Below are 16,264 nucleotides of genomic sequence, written 5' to 3' on the forward strand. Positions count from 1 at the left end.
GTTCTATTTTTCTTGTAAAAATCGTTGTTGCAGTACTCCTGTTTTTTCAGGGTAAAATACCCTTGTAAGGGCCCAGATGGCGGCATCAATGCTCCTGCCCGCTGCTAATCGTTCTTCCGCGTAGTCTAGTAAAGAAGCCGCCAGCGCAGCGTTATTTCGTTCTTCAAGCCCGTAGATCCGGGCCAGGTCTTTATCAGTAAAAATCGCTTTTAAGATCAGTTGGTTCCACGCGGCATCCGGCAAATAAACGGAAGGGTAGTTGTTTTCATACATGATGGCTTCCAATACGGTGCCCATATTGCTCCGGATCCCCTCAGTACACCGACTTTTCCATGCTTCCTCATAAGCGAAGTATGGAAGCGCTTTGTACAAAATAGTGAGTTCCCCTAAATCGGCCTCATTAAATAAGCTTTCAATCGTGGCAATATATTCCTGTTCGTTTGCCGCATTTAATTGTAGTAACAGATAAAGCCTTGCTAAATCGAGCGGCGCCCAGCTATGCCAATTTGTATGTTGGAATTTTTCTGAAAGATGAATATAGAACGCCGAAGAAGCCGCAGGCTTTTGTTTGGAGAACTTTCTGCTTGCGAAAGAAAAATCCCGATTTATATTTTGCGGGAGAACCGGCAGCGCCATAAGCCATGCAAAGCTTTCTGCATTACTTTCTTTTTTAAGAACAGTTGCTATTGCGGTGCGCAATATTTCGAAAGTAGAAGCAAACATCCAATTTGCTGTTAACGGATTACAAAATAGTTGATCAGTAGTACTGCTACCACTATTAATAAGCCAAAAAATTCCCTCGCTTTTTCGATATAAGGCTTGTCCGCCTTCATAGATTCTACCAGGCTGGGCGCTTTATATTTTAACATCCAGTCCTTTACTCCATCTTTTGAAAAAAAGATACTGATGGAATAACAGAAGCACAGCAGGGCGAAGATCAGGTATATTTTTGGGAAATAGATCTTGAATACCGCCAGTCCGCAAAGTAGGGCAGGGATGCCATAAATACTTACCCAAAGCCAGGCATCATTATCATCAAAATTTACCCAGGCAAACCCAATAAAGGCAATGCAAAACAAGATATTAAAGATCAGTAAAAACATATTGATTGAATAACTGCTTACAAGATAAGATTTGACAGGCCCGTTTCCAAAATAACTGCTTTTTTATTTTTTGTTATGCGAACGGGTTGTTGAAAATTTAGCCAGCACTTTCGTTAAGCAGGTGTATGGTTAAATAAGCCATCAGGCCGGTATTTAGTTGCAGTGCCTTTTCATCGATGTCAAATCTTGATGTATGGAGCGATGGGGCACTGCTTTTTTGAGGGTCGGCGATGCCCAACAAATAAAAACAGGAAGGTATTAACTGGGAATAGCTTGCAAAATCTTCAGATGCCATCCAGGCATCTACTTCTAAAACCTTATCCCCGCTTAAATATTCTTTTGCTAATGCCGCAGTGTTGCGGGCAACGCCGGGGTTATTGTATAGCACCGGGTATCCTTTGTTTATCGTTATGTCGCAACGCCCTCCCATAGCTGCTGCCGATTCTGTTGCGATCTTTTTTATGAGCAAATGCGCTTCTTGCCGCCATTTTTCATCCATTGTCCGGAACGTGCCTTCAAGCGTTACTTTGTCCGGGATAATATTGATGGCCCCACGGCCTTCAATTTTTCCAAAGGAAAGTACGGTAGGCGTTAAAGGGTTTGCCCTGCGGCTTACAATTTGCTGTAACTGCATCAATAGGGCCGCCGTTATCATTACGGGGTCAATATTGTCCTGCGGTTGCGCAGCGTGACCACCGCGGCCGTGTACCGTTACAAATAATTCGTCCATAGAGGCCATAAAATTACCACTTCGTATGCCTATGGTTCCTGCGGGCAGGTAGGGCGAAACATGCTGGCCTAAAATGATATCCGGCTTTGGGTTTTCTAATGCGCCATCCCTGATTAAAAGACTGGCGCCGCCCGGCAATACTTCCTCCCCTGGTTGAAAAAGGAGTTTCACCGTGCCGCCGAAATCAGCTTCCAGTGTCTTTAAAATCGTGGCGGTGCCCAGCAGGGAGGCCATGTGCACATCGTGCCCGCAGGCGTGCATTACCCCGGGATTTGTGGAAACGTACGTCGTATCATTTTCTTCCGTTATGGGCAGGGCGTCCATATCTGTACGGATCGCGATCACGCGGGTACCCTCTTTTTTGCCTTTAATAATAGCCACTATACCAGTACCACCGGCTTCGTGAAAGGGTATTTCAAGCGCTTTTAATTTTTCTTTGAGAAAAGCGGATGTGTTAAACTCTTTAAAAGACAACTCGGGGTGGGCATGCAAATATCTCCGGCATTCGATGATGTCACGATGAATGGCAGCGGCACGTTCTTTTATTTTTTCCTTTATATTCAAAATTGACGCGCCTTTATAATTTTAGCCGGAACAAAGCGTTGGCGTTGTTGAAAAATATTTTTCGTTCTGCATTCTTGTCGGGCGCCAGTTTTTTTATCGCCTGGATGGCCTGCCAGCCGGTACAGGCGCTTCCTGTTCCAACCGCATCGGCACAATCACTGCCATATAAAAGTTTATCCTGGTGCCGCCTTAAAAAGGAGGTTGTAAACGCTTCATCTCTTGTAAGCGCATTCAGCCCGGATCCGGCAGACAGGTCGCCATATACATTGTCGTATTTGGTAAGCAGCATGTCTGTGAGGCCCCCCGGAGTGATCTTACCATTGGGATAAAGCACGTTTTGATCCGAATAATTTTTGTCAATATTGGCCCACCAGGTTTGCGCATGGCCAATGAATTTTACTTTTTTGTATCGGGTAAGCATGTTGTGCAAACGATCCAGCCCCCAGGTGTACATTTTGTACTGGAAGTGCATCAATACCGGTACATCATACTCTTGCGCCAGCCGGTAAATTGCCTGCATTTCCGGAGCATCGCAGTCAATATTATATTTTATTTCGCCAATTACACAAGCGCCCAGTTTCAGGTATTTTTCAATTTCCTTGGTGGCGCCCGGGGCGTCCACTACTTCATTAGCACCAAAGAAATAAGTTCCCTTGTGTTGTTGCGCCAACTGGTAACAAGCCTCATTGGGCGTTGCTTTTGCCTGCAGGCCGTTTGAAACGCCATAGTGGGTGGTACCACGGCTCATAGGGTGGCCCGAGGGGAGCAGGATGGTGTGGGTTACGCCCATTGTTTTTTGATGGGCCAGTAAGGCATCATCGCTGCGGTCTATATAATTTGTGTGCTGATGAATATCGATGATCCGTTCATCCGCAACGCTGCTGAAAATCGGTCTTAACACATCGGCTTTTACTGAAGTCATTGCTAAAAAGCCCGTTCCCAGCAGGGATGAGGTTTTAATAAAATCGCGGCGGTTCGATTTCGCTTTTGCCATAGTTAAGATAGGTTGTTTCTGTTTGTATAGATTTTTTCCAATGCGTTTATAATATCATCCATGTCGGCCTTTGAGCCAAGTAAAATTGCTCCGCCGCTGATTACAATAACGGTGTCCGATACTTTGTCGCAATTGGGCAACTGCAGGCTGTCTTTAAAAAATTGTAATTGCTGTTTGGAATAATTCTTTTTATAGGTATCCAACTGCAAAATATGATCTGTCCACAAGTCATGCTGCATACCTTTGATGTAGCCGCCTGCCGGTATTCCTTCGGCACCTAAGGCTTTTAGAAATAACGCGCGATCTGCATTGTTAAAGTGCTTTTTATCATAGGTAAACGAATACAGGTAATAGCCTGAACTGTTGCTGCCTTCATACTGCAACTGCGGTGTAAGGCCGGGAATGTTTTTGATTTTGCTGCTCAGGTATCTGGCATTTTCATTGCGCTTTTCGAAGCGTTCCACAGCATGCTCCAATTGCGAAAGTAAAATACTGCCCTCAAATTCATTCATGCGCATTTTTTGGCCGATGGTAATATTCTGCCCCTTCTTGTTGGTGCCGTGGTTTTGTATGGTATATACCCTGTCCATTAATACATCGTCATTTCCTATAACGGCGCCACCTTCTCCGGCCGCTATTTGCTTGCTGCCCTGAAAGCTAAAACAGCCTAATTTACCGATCGTTCCTAATTGCTGCCCCTTATATTTGGCAAAGTTGGCCTGGCAGGCATCTTCTATTACCGGAATGTTTTTTTTGTTTGCAACGGCCATTATTGCGTCCATATTACAGGCCGATCCCATGATGTGAACCGGCATGATCGCTTTGGTGTTGGGTGAAATTTTCTTTTCAATTGCCGCGGCATCTATCTGGTAGCTTTTGTAATCCAGGTCTGCCAATATCGGAAGGGCTCTGGCGGAAAGTATTGACGAAATGGTGCCAAAATCGGTATAAGGAGAGGTAATGACTTCATCTCCCGGTTGTATGCCCAGGGCATCCACGCAAACGCCCAATGCCTGGGTTCCGGACCCGGTGCCTACACAATATTTTGCCCCGGTAAGCGCAGCATATTTTTTTTCAAAGCTTGCTACGGTTCCGTTAACGGGATTATTGATTCTGCTCCAGGCGCCGCTTTTTGTAGTAGCGGTTATATTGGCCAGCATAGCGTCGTCAACAATCATAGCCGGCCATTGCGGCCAGGGTTGCGTTCGCACAGGCGCGCCGCCGCTTATTGCCAGTTTTGCAGCGCTCCAATTCCGCTGCTGGCCGGCTGCTGCAGTTAATGGCAGGGCAAGGGCTGCTGAGCCCGCGGATAATACTGAAATAAATTTTCTGCGTGTGTAGTTTTTTTTCTTCATGGCAATGGAAAATTATTAATGTTATCTGTTATTTTCTCTGACTTTGTTGACAACGGTGCTCATGATACTGGTTGGGGGTAACGCGGGTTGCCCGTACCAAAAGAAAGAATCATACCCCTCATAAAACTTTTTCTCAATATGCCAGTCGTTGGGGAGGTAGCTGGGAACATCATTGCAATACCCCGCTACCATTACTTTTTTCTGCGGCCATAATTGCCGGATTGCCGTGCCATATTCATTGACCACTTCCCTTGACAAACCTACTATTTTTAAATCACCAATATTGATGGTTTGTACATATATTTTCATATTGTCGGACAACGGGCTTTTTGATTGAAGCATTAAATCGGCCCAACGGATATTTCTGTCCTCTACTATCGAGGTATCTTGGACGGTATTGTCCGTTTTAAATTTTTGGATGCTGTCCCGGCTCCAGGGGGTGGTATGTACGTTGACGGCATCCAGGTAGTAGGATAGGGCACCGGGCGCCACATTGCCTAAACCTTTTGCCAGCGTTTTTTGTATATCCGTTGCCAGATCAGTTCCCGCTTTTTTAAAATCAAGATCCACCGGGTTTATGTCGCCACCGCAGCCCTGTATAAATAATGCATTTTTGTAACCGGATTTTATCAGGAGCTCTCTGGTGACGCCGGGATAATTCGCGCTAAGGATATATATAGAAGGCTCTGTGCCTGTGAAAACCGCATGACACCCCGTAAGAAATAAGATATTTTTTTCCTTTGTGCGAATGCTTTGTGTTTCCAACAGGTCTACTGTATTATCGTAGGGGCGTATTATTTCCTTTGTATTCCTTCTGTTAAACCCGATAGCGGTGGTGCCCACCCCAAATTTAAGCGTAGCCGGTTGCATGGAGTCCATCGCGGCAGCTACACAATTCAAAAGTGCATTTTTAAGCGTAGTGTTCAGGTAGGAGCTGTCAGGGTATTGATAAAAAGGCTCCCAGGTGCTCCAGCCTCTGGTAACCGGTGCAAAATGTGTATGGGAGGCATTTACCAGAATTGCCGCCGCCGGTATTTTGTATTTTGCTGAAATGATATTTTTTACGGTATTAATATAACTGAGCGCAAAGCCGGTAAGATCAGTGCCAATGAGTAAAATTTTTTTCTTTTCAAAACCAATGGCCATTGCCGTTACCGAAAGGGTATGATCTGTAGCATGTATGGCTTTATAAACAATGCCGGCTCCTGTTACTCCGAAAAGCTGGTTGTTATGGCAGGCAATTGCCTCCAGGTGCATATTATACGTTGCATTATTGTTTCTCCCGATCAACTGCCAGGGATTATTGGTAATAGCCGGATTGAATCTCCAGATACTGTCGTTACTGTTTAAGGCATACAGGTTCTCGGCATCGGCCGTAATGCTTACCAGTTTCCCTTTTTGTTCGGTGGCAATTTTTATGGGTGCCGCTGCTGCAACGCGGGTATTTCTTTTAAAAAGATTTCCATCGGCATCCGTATAATAGTTGTATCCTTTGTAAGGGTGCACCGGGAGGGCATGCGGGCCTGTCTTTTTTGTTGCAAGCGCTGCAACAACAGTCTTTTCCGGTGCATGAACCGCTTCCCAGGTAAGGGAAAACCGCCCTTCCTTGGGGGCCGCAAATCCTGAAAGCGAAAGGGAATAAGGTGGCGCTTTGGGGTCAATGCTCCGGGTTGCTGCTCCAACCAGATAATGCTCCTGTGCAACAGTCATTTTTAATAAGGAGAACATCAATATCGTTACAACAGCTATTTTTTTCATTGAAGCTTTTTTAGTATTTACCGTTTGAAGAGGTTAAGGCATTTTGTACGCTGCCATGCTGAAACAATAACTCCTTTGCCGTATCATAGTCATTGATATTGCTCAGGCCCATAAGCATTTTTACCGCGCGGTCTGTAATCTTCTCATTGATGAGCTTCACGTTTACCATTTGGTTGTCAATAATGCGCCCCAACCGTATCATAGTGGTGGTACTGATCATATCAAAGATCATTTTGTGCGCAGTACCGCATTTCATGCGGGTGCTGCCGGTAATAAATTCGGGCCCGGTAATTACTTCAACAGGATATAACGCCTGTGCGGCGATAAGGCTGCCGGGGTTACTTACAATACAGCCTGTATCAATGCCTTCGTTTCTGCATTTGGAAAGTGCCGCCAGTACAAACGGCGTGGTTCCGCTTGCTGAAATACCTACGACCAAATCTTTTTGGCTGATCCCTTTTTTGAGTAATTGCTCCCAGGCTTCATTTTTGTCATCCTCCATTTCTTCCCTGGCTTCCGCAAGCCGATCGACGCCTCCTGCTAAAATTACCTGAAATAATTCAGGATCAGCGCCATAAGTGGTAGGCAATTCGATCACATCCAAAACAGACAAGCGGCCGCTGCTGCCGGCGCCGACATAAAATAGCCGGCCGCCGTTTTTAATTTTTGTTACAATAATTTCAATAAGTGCATTTATCTGGGGTAAAACCAGCTCAATAGCCAGTGCTATTTTTTTGTCTTCGGTGTTTATATAGCGCGTTATTTCCTGAACACTCTTGGTTTCAAGATGCCGGTATGCAGAGGGTTGTTCGGTTATTCTTGTTTGCATAGAAATATTTTTCACTTACGAAAGTGCGGTTTTGATGCGTTATTTATTTGCGAATATACGCAAAATTGTATTGTAAATTTTTTTTGCCTTTTTTTATTCAATAGAAAATTATTTACGGAGTAACGGAGAGGGCGTTGCATTTACATAAGTAGTCCTGCTGATGGCGCTGCGCCGGCCGGAGGCGGTAATCACAATCGTCTTTAATATTCTTTTTTCTCCATCGGGAACTTTTATAACAATTGGTTTTTCATAGAGATAATCGGTTTCCCGTGGATTAACGTCGTCCAGCGTATAAAAAATACGCGCGCCTTTTACGGTGGGCTTTAAAGTTACCGTAAAGGTTTTTCCATGAAATGCCCGGTCGTCTTCCGCGCCAATAGCCATCGGAACAAAGAAATGCGTATCATTTTTCTGATCGATTGCTCCCAGGTGCAGTGGCAGCCTGTTTTCAAGAAAGGACTGGTACTGTTTCTCCGCCAGCGGGGTCCAGCAATCTTCTGCAAATGCCAGCATCCGGGGCAGAATCATATATTCGACCTTTGCAGGGGTTGCCATATATTCGGTCCACACACAGGCTTCAGCGCCTATTATATATTTTTTTTGATCTTCTGTTAATTTATCTGAGGCGGGGTTGTATCCATATACTTTGCTCAAGGGGTTAAAGCCTTTGAATGCCAAGGGTTCCTGCTCGGGCTTCGCCTGGTAGTGGTCAAAATAAATATAGTCGTTAGGCGCCATGATCACCTGGTGCTTTTGTTGTGCCGCCGCAATACCTCCGGCTTCTCCGCGCCAGCTCATCACCACTGCGTTGGGCGCCAGTCCGCCCTCGAGGATCTCGTCCCAGCCAATAATGGTGCGGCCTCTGCTGTTTACAAATTTCTCAATACGTTGTATAAAATAGCTTTGCAGTTCATGCTCGTCTTTCAGGTGATGGTCTTTAATGCGTTGCTGGCAATATTTGCAGGTTTTCCATCGGGTTTTGGGCACTTCATCGCCCCCGATATGGATATATTTTGAGGGGAAAAGGTCCATTACCTCGCTTAAAACATTTTCAAGAAAAGTAAAGGTGGATTCTTTGCCGGCGCAAAATACATCTTCATAAATGCCCCAGCTTTCAATCGTTTTAAACGGGCCGGGATGATCGCCGCAGGCAAGTTCCGGGTAAGCCGCCAATGCCGATATACAATGCCCGGGCATTTCTATCTCGGGAATAATATTGATATAGCGGTCTGCTGCATATTGCACCAGTTCCTTCACCTGTTTTTGTGTATAAAAACCGCCGTGCGGAATGCTGTCATAGCCCATGGGATTGTCCTGCGCGCTTCCCAGTATCGTTTGTGCGCGCCAGGCGCCTTTCTCCGTGAGCAGTGGATATTTTTTTATTTCGATGCGCCAGCCCTGGTCTTCTGTTAAGTGCCAGTGAAACGTATTTAATTTATAGGTAGCCATCAGGTCAATAAATTTTTTAAGAAACCCGATAGAAAACATATGCAGGGCTACATCCAGATGCATCCCTCTGTACCCGAATCGTGGCGCATCTTTTATCGTTCCTGCCGGGATCTGAATGGCTTTGCCGCCGGTGAACTTTGACAACTGTATGAGGCTTTGCAGGGCGTAAAAAGCCCCGGCACCATTGCCGGTTACCGTTATATTTTTCGGACTGATCTGCATTTCATACGCTTCTGATTTTTCACCTGCGTTGGTTATGATAATAGCGTTGCTGCTGTTGCGGCCGGTTCCTTTTTTTATTATTAAGCGGATGCCTTTCGCCTGTTTTAGAAAATCATTGTAAAGGCCTGCAAGGCGTTTTGATTCTTCGGTGTCATAGATCAATACCGTTTTATCGGTTACCGAAAATTGTCCTTTGCCGGCGACTACTGATGCGGGGTAAGGAATGATGTCGGTAAAGTGGCTGGTTTGGGAATGGGCGGGGATTGCAAAAAAGAGCAGGAGAATACTGGAAAATAGTTTCATATTTCGGCTTTTGCGTTGTTTGTTTTTACGTTTTGAGGCCTGGTTGCGTTTTGTTTGCGGTTTTAAAAAATAAAATTACGCAAAAAATGCTCAAAATCTCAAATCATTTTTTATATTCGTTACCTAAAGATTGAAAAACGATTAGAAAATACAAAGCCATTGAAATCGGATTCGGTATGAGGAATACAGAAAAAAATAAAAATTCAAAACTTGCCAGAGTATTGCATGTAATAGGGCCCGGGATCATTACTGCGGCGTTGGTGTTTGGGCCCAGTAAAATGACGATCACTACCAAACTGGGCGCTGCTTATGGGTATGATTTGTTATGGGCGGTGGTGGCTGCCATTTTTTTTATGGCAGTGTTCACCAACATGTCATCCAGGATAGCGCTGGCTGCAGACCGTTCTTTTTTATCCTTGTTAAAGGAGCGCTGGGGCAAGCCTGCGGCCATATTGGTGGGGATCGGCGTTTTTTTGGTTACGGCTTCATTCCAGGCGGGCAACTCTACCGGCGTGGGTATTTCATTAGCCGAAACAACGGGTATCAGCGCCAAAGTATGGATCGTGCTGGCAAATGGCATCGGTGTGCTGCTGTTATTTTTTAAGGGATTCTACAAGATCCTGGAAAAAATAATGACCCTGCTGATCGTGATCATGCTGGGCTCTTTTATTATTACCTTCTTTCTCGCAAAACCGTCTGTGAACGGTATTGCCGGCGGCCTGGTTCCCACCTTGCCAAAGGGAGCCCTGGGGTTGGTGATTGCTTTATTTGCTTCGGCGTTTTCAATAGTGGGCGCTTTATACCAGTCGTATATGGTTCAGGAACGGCGCCGGTTGTCTCCGGACTTACAACAAAAACCTGCGGATAGTTTGCCCGGTATTCTGATACTGGGTGTTATGGCCAGTATTGTTTTAATATGCGCTGCGTCGGTCTTACATCCGGCAGGCGTAGTGGTAACCAAAGCCACGGATATGTCAAAAACATTGGAGCCTTTATTTGGCAAATATGCGGCCTATCTTTTTCTCATTGGTTTATTTGGGGCCTCTTTTTCTTCACTTATTGGCAACGCATCAGTAGGGGGCACCCTTTTAGGAGATGCACTGGGCTATAAGGGGCAACTGAGTTCCAATGCGGTACGTATGCTGATCGCTTTGGTAATGACCATCGGCGCTTTTGTGGCCTTACGGTTTGATAAAGCGCCATTAGAACTTATTGTGTTGGCGCAAAGCGTTACCATATTGGTGGTGCCGTTTATCGGCATTGCCATGTTTATTATTTCCAACGACCGCAAAATAATGGGGCGGTATGTGAATACGCCCCTTACAACCGTTATAGCGGGCATCGGGCTGCTGCTGCTGCTGCTGCTGGCTGTTATTAATGTGAAAGAATTATTCTTCAAATAAGAAAAGCATTTAAAGGTGGGAACAGATGCGTCCGCAGTACGAGTTTTAAAAAGAAAAAAAATACGCAATGAATGAATTACAATTAATAGAAGATGAATTATACCAGCCGTCGGCCGCTCTGCTGCAGGATATGAAAGCATTAGACGGCGATATTATTTTTTTGGGCGCTGGCGGCAAAATGGGCCCGGGCATGATAAAGCTGGCTTGTGTAGCGCTAAAAAAGGGCGGCATATCAAAGAGGCTGATTGCGGTATCGCGCTTTAGCGATGCAAATGCCCGCAAAGAGCTGGAGGATTTAGGTGTGGAAGTAATAGCGGCAGATTTACTGGATGATGCGCAACTGCAGGCGCTCCCGGAGGTTAAAAATGTAATGTACCTGGCAGGAACAAAATTTGGCACCAAGGATAAAGAGCCTTTTACCTGGGCAATGAACGCCTATTTGCCGGGGCGCGTGGCAGCAAAATATAAAAATTCAAGAATCGTTGCTTTTTCTACAGGTAATGTGTACCCCTTTTCAAAGTTGAGCGACGGAGGATTTTCGGAAGATACAAAACCCAACCCCGTTGGCGAATACGGACAGTCCTGTTTAGGGCGCGAGCGTATCTTTCAATATTTTGCCGAGGTAAATAAAACACCGGTGCTGATCTATCGGCTGAATTACGCTATAGACCTGCGCTACGGCGTTTTGCTGGAAGTAGGTAAGGCTGTTTACAACGGAACGCCGATCGATATTTCAACCGGTGCGGTAAATGTCATCTGGCAGGGGGATGCCAATGAAATAGCCTTAAGAAGTTTTTTGCATTGCAGCACTCCGGCAAAGTTGTTAAACGTTACGGGGCCGGAAACGATCAGCCTGACCTGGCTGGCTGCTCAATTTGGGGCGGTATTTGGTAAAGAACCGTTTTTTACCGGAGCCGTGCAGGACACTGCATTGCTTAGTAATGCCTCAGAAGCGCATCGCCTTTTTGGTTACCCGCGCGTGCCCCTGAAGCAAATGATTAGCCTGGTGGCGGACTGGATCAGCCTGGGCGGAAAACAAATTAATAAGCCTACTCATTTTCAGGAACGGCAGGGACAATTTTAACAATACCACTATGAATTTGTCTGAAGTCATAAAAAATAGTTTGCAGGAAGGCATTGCCATACCGGCGCATCCCCTGGCGCTTACGGCGGCGCGGGAATTTGATGAAGCCACGCAACGCCGGTTAACCCGTTATTATTTATCCAGCGGCGCCGGAGGAGTAGCGGTTGCGGTGCACTCTACTCAATTTGAAATACGGGATCCTGCTATTAATTTATTAGAAAAAGTGCTTTATACTGCTGCCGATGAAATTGACCGGAGTGGCAATACCGGTTTTGTAAAAGTGGCGGGTATCTGCGGGCCAACGGAACAGGCGATAGCGGAGGCCCGGCTGGCCGTGAAATACGGATACCATCTTGGTTTGCTTAGTATGGGCGGACTGCAGCAGGCGACGGAAACCGAGCTGATTGAACGTACAAAGGCGGTTGCGGCTATTATACCGGTGTTTGGCTTTTACCTGCAGCCGGCGGTGGGGGGCAGAATTTTGAGCTTTGATTTTTGGAAAAAATTTGCCGATATACCCAATGTGCACGCGATAAAAATCGCAGCCTTTAACCGCTATCAAACATTGGATGTTGTGAGAGCCGTTTGTTATTCCGGCCGAAGAGATGAGATAGCCTTGTATACGGGAAACGATGATAATATTATTGCCGATCTGTTAACCCCTTATCAGTTTACGATTAATGGCGAGCAGGTGCAAAAAGATTTCAGGGGCGGTTTGCTGGGCCACTGGGCGGTATGGACGCATAAAGCGGCTGCTTTGTTGCAGGAGATAAAAAAATATAAAGCAGGCCATGGTGCGGCTATTGCTGCGTGGTTATCAAAAAATATAGCCGTAACGGATATGAATGCTGCTGTTTTTGATCCTGCTCATCAGTTTCACGGTTGCATACCCGGTATACATGAGGTGCTGCGCCGGCAGGGTTTACTAAAAGGGACCTGGTGCTTAAATCCGGACGAGGTATTGTCTCCCGGGCAGCCGGATGAAATAACCCGGGTGGCACAGGCCTATCCGGAACTGATTGATGATGATTTTGTAAAAACATTTTTGCAGAATGATAAAGGATAGTTCACAGAAAGCACAGATTTACACAGAATAAAAAATATCGGGCAAAACTTCTGCGCAAATCTGAGACTGTGACAGAATCGAATATCTTATAAAAAGATAACAATGAAGTTGTTTAGACTTTTGTATTTCCCGCAGATCAAACCAGATTTTCGCAAACAACAATCTGCGAATATCAGCGATGTATTAGATCTGCCTAAAATCAGCGGGAAAGCCGTATGCAACATTGTTTCTATAAAAGTTTAAACAACTTCAAAATGAAAAGAAGGTCTTTTATTAAAAAAACAACAGCATTGTCTTTATTGCCGTTGGTAAAACCATTGGGGAATTTTTCAACTCAGTCCGAAAATATGAAAATCAAAATAGATCAAATTGCGTCTGATTTTGAAAGACAGCCGCTGGTGCGGCCTTTTGGGTTTAAAGGAGGGTATTTAACCGAGTTATGGCAGGCCGTTTCTTTAATGAAAACCGCGGCAGGCACGCCCAAAATCAGCCTGGCTACGCAAAGCGTTTTGTATGGAGACCCCGCTGTTTTTTCCGCACATAGTGAAAGCGCCGGTAATGCACTGATGTATGCTTTGTCTGAAAGGGCCTTACAGTTGACAAAAACAACGCCGTTCAATACCCCGGTTGACCTGCTCGAAAATATTTTGCCGGAAGTAAAGCGTTATGCGGTTGCCCTTACGGGTTCAGATGACGTGAACCTTAACTTTATTTACAATGCATTGGTAAGTGTAGATAATGCCGCGTGGCTCGTTTATGCATCAGAAAACAGGTTGGAAAATTTTGATGCAATGATACCCGCCCTTTATAAGAAGCCGCTTAGCACGCACAATACTAAAGTTGCTGTAATGTATCAGATCCCTTATGGGATGCCGATAGATGATATACTGAAAGCGGCTGCAGCCGGCTATTTTGTGTTTAAAATAAAAACAGGAATGCCGGGTAGCCAGGAACAAATGCTGCAGGCAGATATAGAGCGGCTCACCCGGGTGCATAATGCGCTTAAAGATTTAAGGACGCTCCACACAAAGGACGGGAAGCTCGTTTACACGCTTGATGCAAACCAGCGCTACCAAAAAAAGGAAACTGTATTAAAATATCTGGATCATGCCAGGAAAATTGGTGCATTTGACCAGATCAAATTATTTGAAGAGCCTTTCCCCGAATCCAACAATGACGATGTCAGGGATTTAGGAATAGTTATCGGCGCCGATGAAAGTGTACATACCGAAGCCGATGCATTAAAAAGGATTGCACAGGGCTATAGAACATTGGTATTGAAAGGCATTGCAAAAACCCTGAGTCTGAGCATGAAGATCGCAAAGGTAGCGCAGGATAATAATGTGGCTTGTATCTGCGCCGACCTGACGGTGAACCCGCTGTTGCTAGACTGGCATAAAAACCTGGTGGCACGTTTGCATCCTTTTCCGGGTGTGGGGATGCCGATGATTGAAACCAACGGGGATATGAACTATAAGAATTGGAGCACCATGAAAACCTGGCATCCGGTTCAAAATGCTTCCTGGCAACAGGTGCGGCAGGGTGTATTTGAATTGAATGATGATTTTTATAAAAGAAGTGGGGGGATATTTATGGATATACCCCATTATGAAAATATGTTTACACGGCATCATTAAATTCCGGCAATGAACAGAAGGAATTTTATATCAAGCACAGGACTGGCAACCGCCGGATGGTTAAGCACGGTTAATAGCGGGAAACCAACTCGTGCGCTATCAAAACAGGGGCAGGTTGATGGCGCCGGCAGCGGTTACGATCTTATGAGGGAAGTGGCCCGATACCGGAAGCTGGATGCGCATTGCCATGTAAACCTTTTTGACGGCCCGCCGGAGAGCAATATTGATTTTGCAGATAGATTGCATATTGATAAAATGGTGGTTTCCCGGCCCATATTCGATGGGAAAGGCACTCCGGCCGATTTCATCCGGTATAATGATCTTGTGTTACAAGCGATGAAAAAGTACCCTACGCACTTTTTAGGACAGTTTACCGTGAACCCGCTGTATCAGAAAGAATCATTGGAGGAAATAGACCGGCGTGCGGGCCAGGGAATGGTAGGCCTTAAAGTATATACCCAGGTAAAAATCAGCGATCCGCTGTTTTACCCCATTGTAGAAAAGATGATCAAATATAAAATGATCACGCACATGCACTCGAACTGTCAGTTGGGACTGGGAGGATACCGGATGAAATATGATACTGGTGTCCGGCCTCAAACCTCCATACCTGAAGATTTTGTGGCCATTGCCACACGGTATCCGGAAGCCCTGTTTCAATATGCGCATATTGGCGGCGGCGGTGATTGGGAATATGCCTGCAAAATGCTGGCCGGTTGTAAAAACGTATACGTGGATACGTCGGGCAGCAACAATTCCGGACATATGGTAGATTTTGCCGTACAGCAACTGGGCATTCACCGGGTGTTTTACGGAACGGATAATTGTTACTATCAAAGTATTGGGAAAATACTGGCATCCAATCTATCAGACGAACAAAGAAAGATGGTGTTTTTTGATAATTATAAAAATATGCTTTTAAAATCGGGTAATCATGTTAATTGATTGTAATGCGTATGTTGGCCACTGGCCATTTTTGCAGCTACAGTATAATCGCTGCGAAGGACTATTGTCTAAAATGAACAGCTACGGAGTAGACCTTTCCGTTATCAGTAACCTGAATGGTATCTTTTATGCCAACACGCAGCCAGGCAATGAAGAGCTGCATCAGGAGCTAAAATCCCGCAAATCATTTCAGGACCGGTTCATCCCCTTTGCCGTTATTAATCCCATCTATGCGGGATGGAGGAGGGACTTTAAAACCTGCATGCAGCAGTGGGGCATGAAGGGGGTGCGCCTCTATCCCAAATATCATGATTATACTATTACAGACGCCAATTGTGTAGAACTGGTAAAGATGGCCCGTGATGCGAATGTACCGGTGTGCTTTAACATGCGAATGGTAGACAGCAGAGCACGTTCCTGGATGGATATTGACTATGTGACCGGCACAAAAAAACCGGAATGGAATATAAAAAATATTTTGCCTATAGTGGAATTGGTTCCTGATGCAAAATATATTGTTTTAAATTATGCGAATCCTGTAGCACTCTCCGATAAGGAAAAGCAGCTTATCCAAAATGCCCATCTTTTAATAGATACATCGGGCAGGGGGTTGACGCATATGGGCGAGGCTATAAATAGTTTTGGCGTACAAAAATTTGCTTTTGGTACACATGCGCCGATACTGGATTATTTAACCGGGCAACTGCGTATTGAATCGTTGCGGCCATCCGAGGCAACGGAGAACGATAAAGAAAAGATCCGTAGCGGAAATATTAAGAAAATGCTTGCGGTATAATTATGATGTTTCGCTTTCTTATACCA

14 protein-coding genes are annotated in these 16,264 nt (G+C 45.3%); 6 read left to right on the top strand and 8 right to left on the bottom strand.

What is annotated here, in order from left to right; all coding sequences use genetic code 11:
• Window positions 1-3: 3 nt before the first annotated feature.
• The 8 genes from NIASO_RS03085 to NIASO_RS03120 form a co-directional block, all read right to left on the bottom strand.
• Entirely contained in the window at window positions 4-723 is a 720-nt protein-coding gene (locus NIASO_RS03085) for an EboA domain-containing protein (RefSeq protein ID WP_008583574.1), read from the bottom strand.
• Window positions 724-734: 11 nt separating this feature from the next.
• Window positions 735-1,103 (bottom strand): transmembrane 220 family protein, encoded by a 369-nt coding sequence (locus tag NIASO_RS03090; protein ID WP_008583572.1) that lies wholly within the window; start codon window positions 1,101-1,103, stop codon window positions 735-737.
• Between the two features lie 97 nt (window positions 1,104-1,200).
• A complete protein-coding gene (locus NIASO_RS03095) occupies window positions 1,201-2,397 on the bottom strand; it encodes a M20 metallopeptidase family protein (protein ID WP_008583570.1) in 1,197 nt (398 codons plus the stop codon).
• A 13-nt stretch (window positions 2,398-2,410) separates the two neighbouring features.
• On the bottom strand, window positions 2,411-3,391 hold the full coding sequence (locus tag NIASO_RS03100) for an amidohydrolase family protein (protein WP_008583568.1): 981 nt from the start codon (window positions 3,389-3,391) through the stop codon (window positions 2,411-2,413).
• 2 nt (window positions 3,392-3,393) lie between these two features.
• A complete protein-coding gene (locus NIASO_RS03105; RefSeq protein WP_008583567.1) occupies window positions 3,394-4,746 on the bottom strand; it encodes a DegT/DnrJ/EryC1/StrS family aminotransferase in 1,353 nt (450 codons plus the stop codon).
• A gap of 21 nt (window positions 4,747-4,767) precedes the next feature.
• Window positions 4,768-6,504 carry a hypothetical protein gene (locus NIASO_RS03110; protein WP_008583564.1) on the bottom strand — a complete coding sequence of 579 codons (1,737 nt, stop codon included), beginning with the start codon at window positions 6,502-6,504 and terminating at the stop codon, window positions 4,768-4,770.
• A 10-nt stretch (window positions 6,505-6,514) separates the two neighbouring features.
• Window positions 6,515-7,333, bottom strand: coding sequence for an N-acetylmuramic acid 6-phosphate etherase (locus NIASO_RS03115; RefSeq protein ID WP_008583562.1), 819 nt, complete (start codon window positions 7,331-7,333; stop codon window positions 6,515-6,517).
• Between the two features lie 108 nt (window positions 7,334-7,441).
• Entirely contained in the window at window positions 7,442-9,307 is a 1,866-nt protein-coding gene (locus tag NIASO_RS03120; RefSeq protein ID WP_008583561.1) for a beta-N-acetylhexosaminidase, read from the bottom strand.
• A gap of 176 nt (window positions 9,308-9,483) precedes the next feature.
• On the opposite strand from NIASO_RS03120, the gene NIASO_RS03125 reads away from it, so the two are divergent.
• From NIASO_RS03125 to NIASO_RS03150, 6 genes are all read left to right on the top strand, one after another.
• Window positions 9,484-10,710: an Nramp family divalent metal transporter gene (locus tag NIASO_RS03125; RefSeq protein WP_008583559.1), complete on the top strand. Its 1,227-nt coding sequence runs from the start codon at window positions 9,484-9,486 to the stop codon at window positions 10,708-10,710.
• A 67-nt stretch (window positions 10,711-10,777) separates the two neighbouring features.
• Complete coding sequence (locus NIASO_RS03130; protein WP_008583558.1) at window positions 10,778-11,794, top strand: NAD-dependent epimerase/dehydratase family protein; 1,017 nt, start codon at window positions 10,778-10,780, stop codon at window positions 11,792-11,794.
• A gap of 10 nt (window positions 11,795-11,804) precedes the next feature.
• The gene (locus NIASO_RS03135; RefSeq protein ID WP_008583556.1) at window positions 11,805-12,860 is read left to right on the top strand and encodes a dihydrodipicolinate synthase family protein; all 1,056 of its coding nucleotides are present in this window, start codon (window positions 11,805-11,807) and stop codon (window positions 12,858-12,860) included.
• A gap of 254 nt (window positions 12,861-13,114) precedes the next feature.
• Window positions 13,115-14,497: an enolase-like domain-containing protein gene (locus tag NIASO_RS03140; protein WP_008583553.1), complete on the top strand. Its 1,383-nt coding sequence runs from the start codon at window positions 13,115-13,117 to the stop codon at window positions 14,495-14,497.
• Between the two features lie 9 nt (window positions 14,498-14,506).
• Entirely contained in the window at window positions 14,507-15,442 is a 936-nt protein-coding gene (locus NIASO_RS03145; protein ID WP_008583552.1) for an amidohydrolase family protein, read from the top strand.
• Window positions 15,432-16,238, top strand: a complete 807-nt coding sequence (locus NIASO_RS03150; RefSeq protein WP_008583551.1) for an amidohydrolase family protein — start codon at window positions 15,432-15,434, stop codon at window positions 16,236-16,238. The genes NIASO_RS03145 and NIASO_RS03150 overlap by 11 nt, the downstream gene beginning before the upstream one ends.
• The last annotated feature ends 26 nt before the right edge of the window (window positions 16,239-16,264 follow it).

Origin of the sequence: Niabella soli DSM 19437 (genome assembly GCF_000243115.2) — a bacterium.
In the GTDB taxonomy this organism is placed as follows: domain Bacteria; phylum Bacteroidota; class Bacteroidia; order Chitinophagales; family Chitinophagaceae; genus Niabella; species Niabella soli.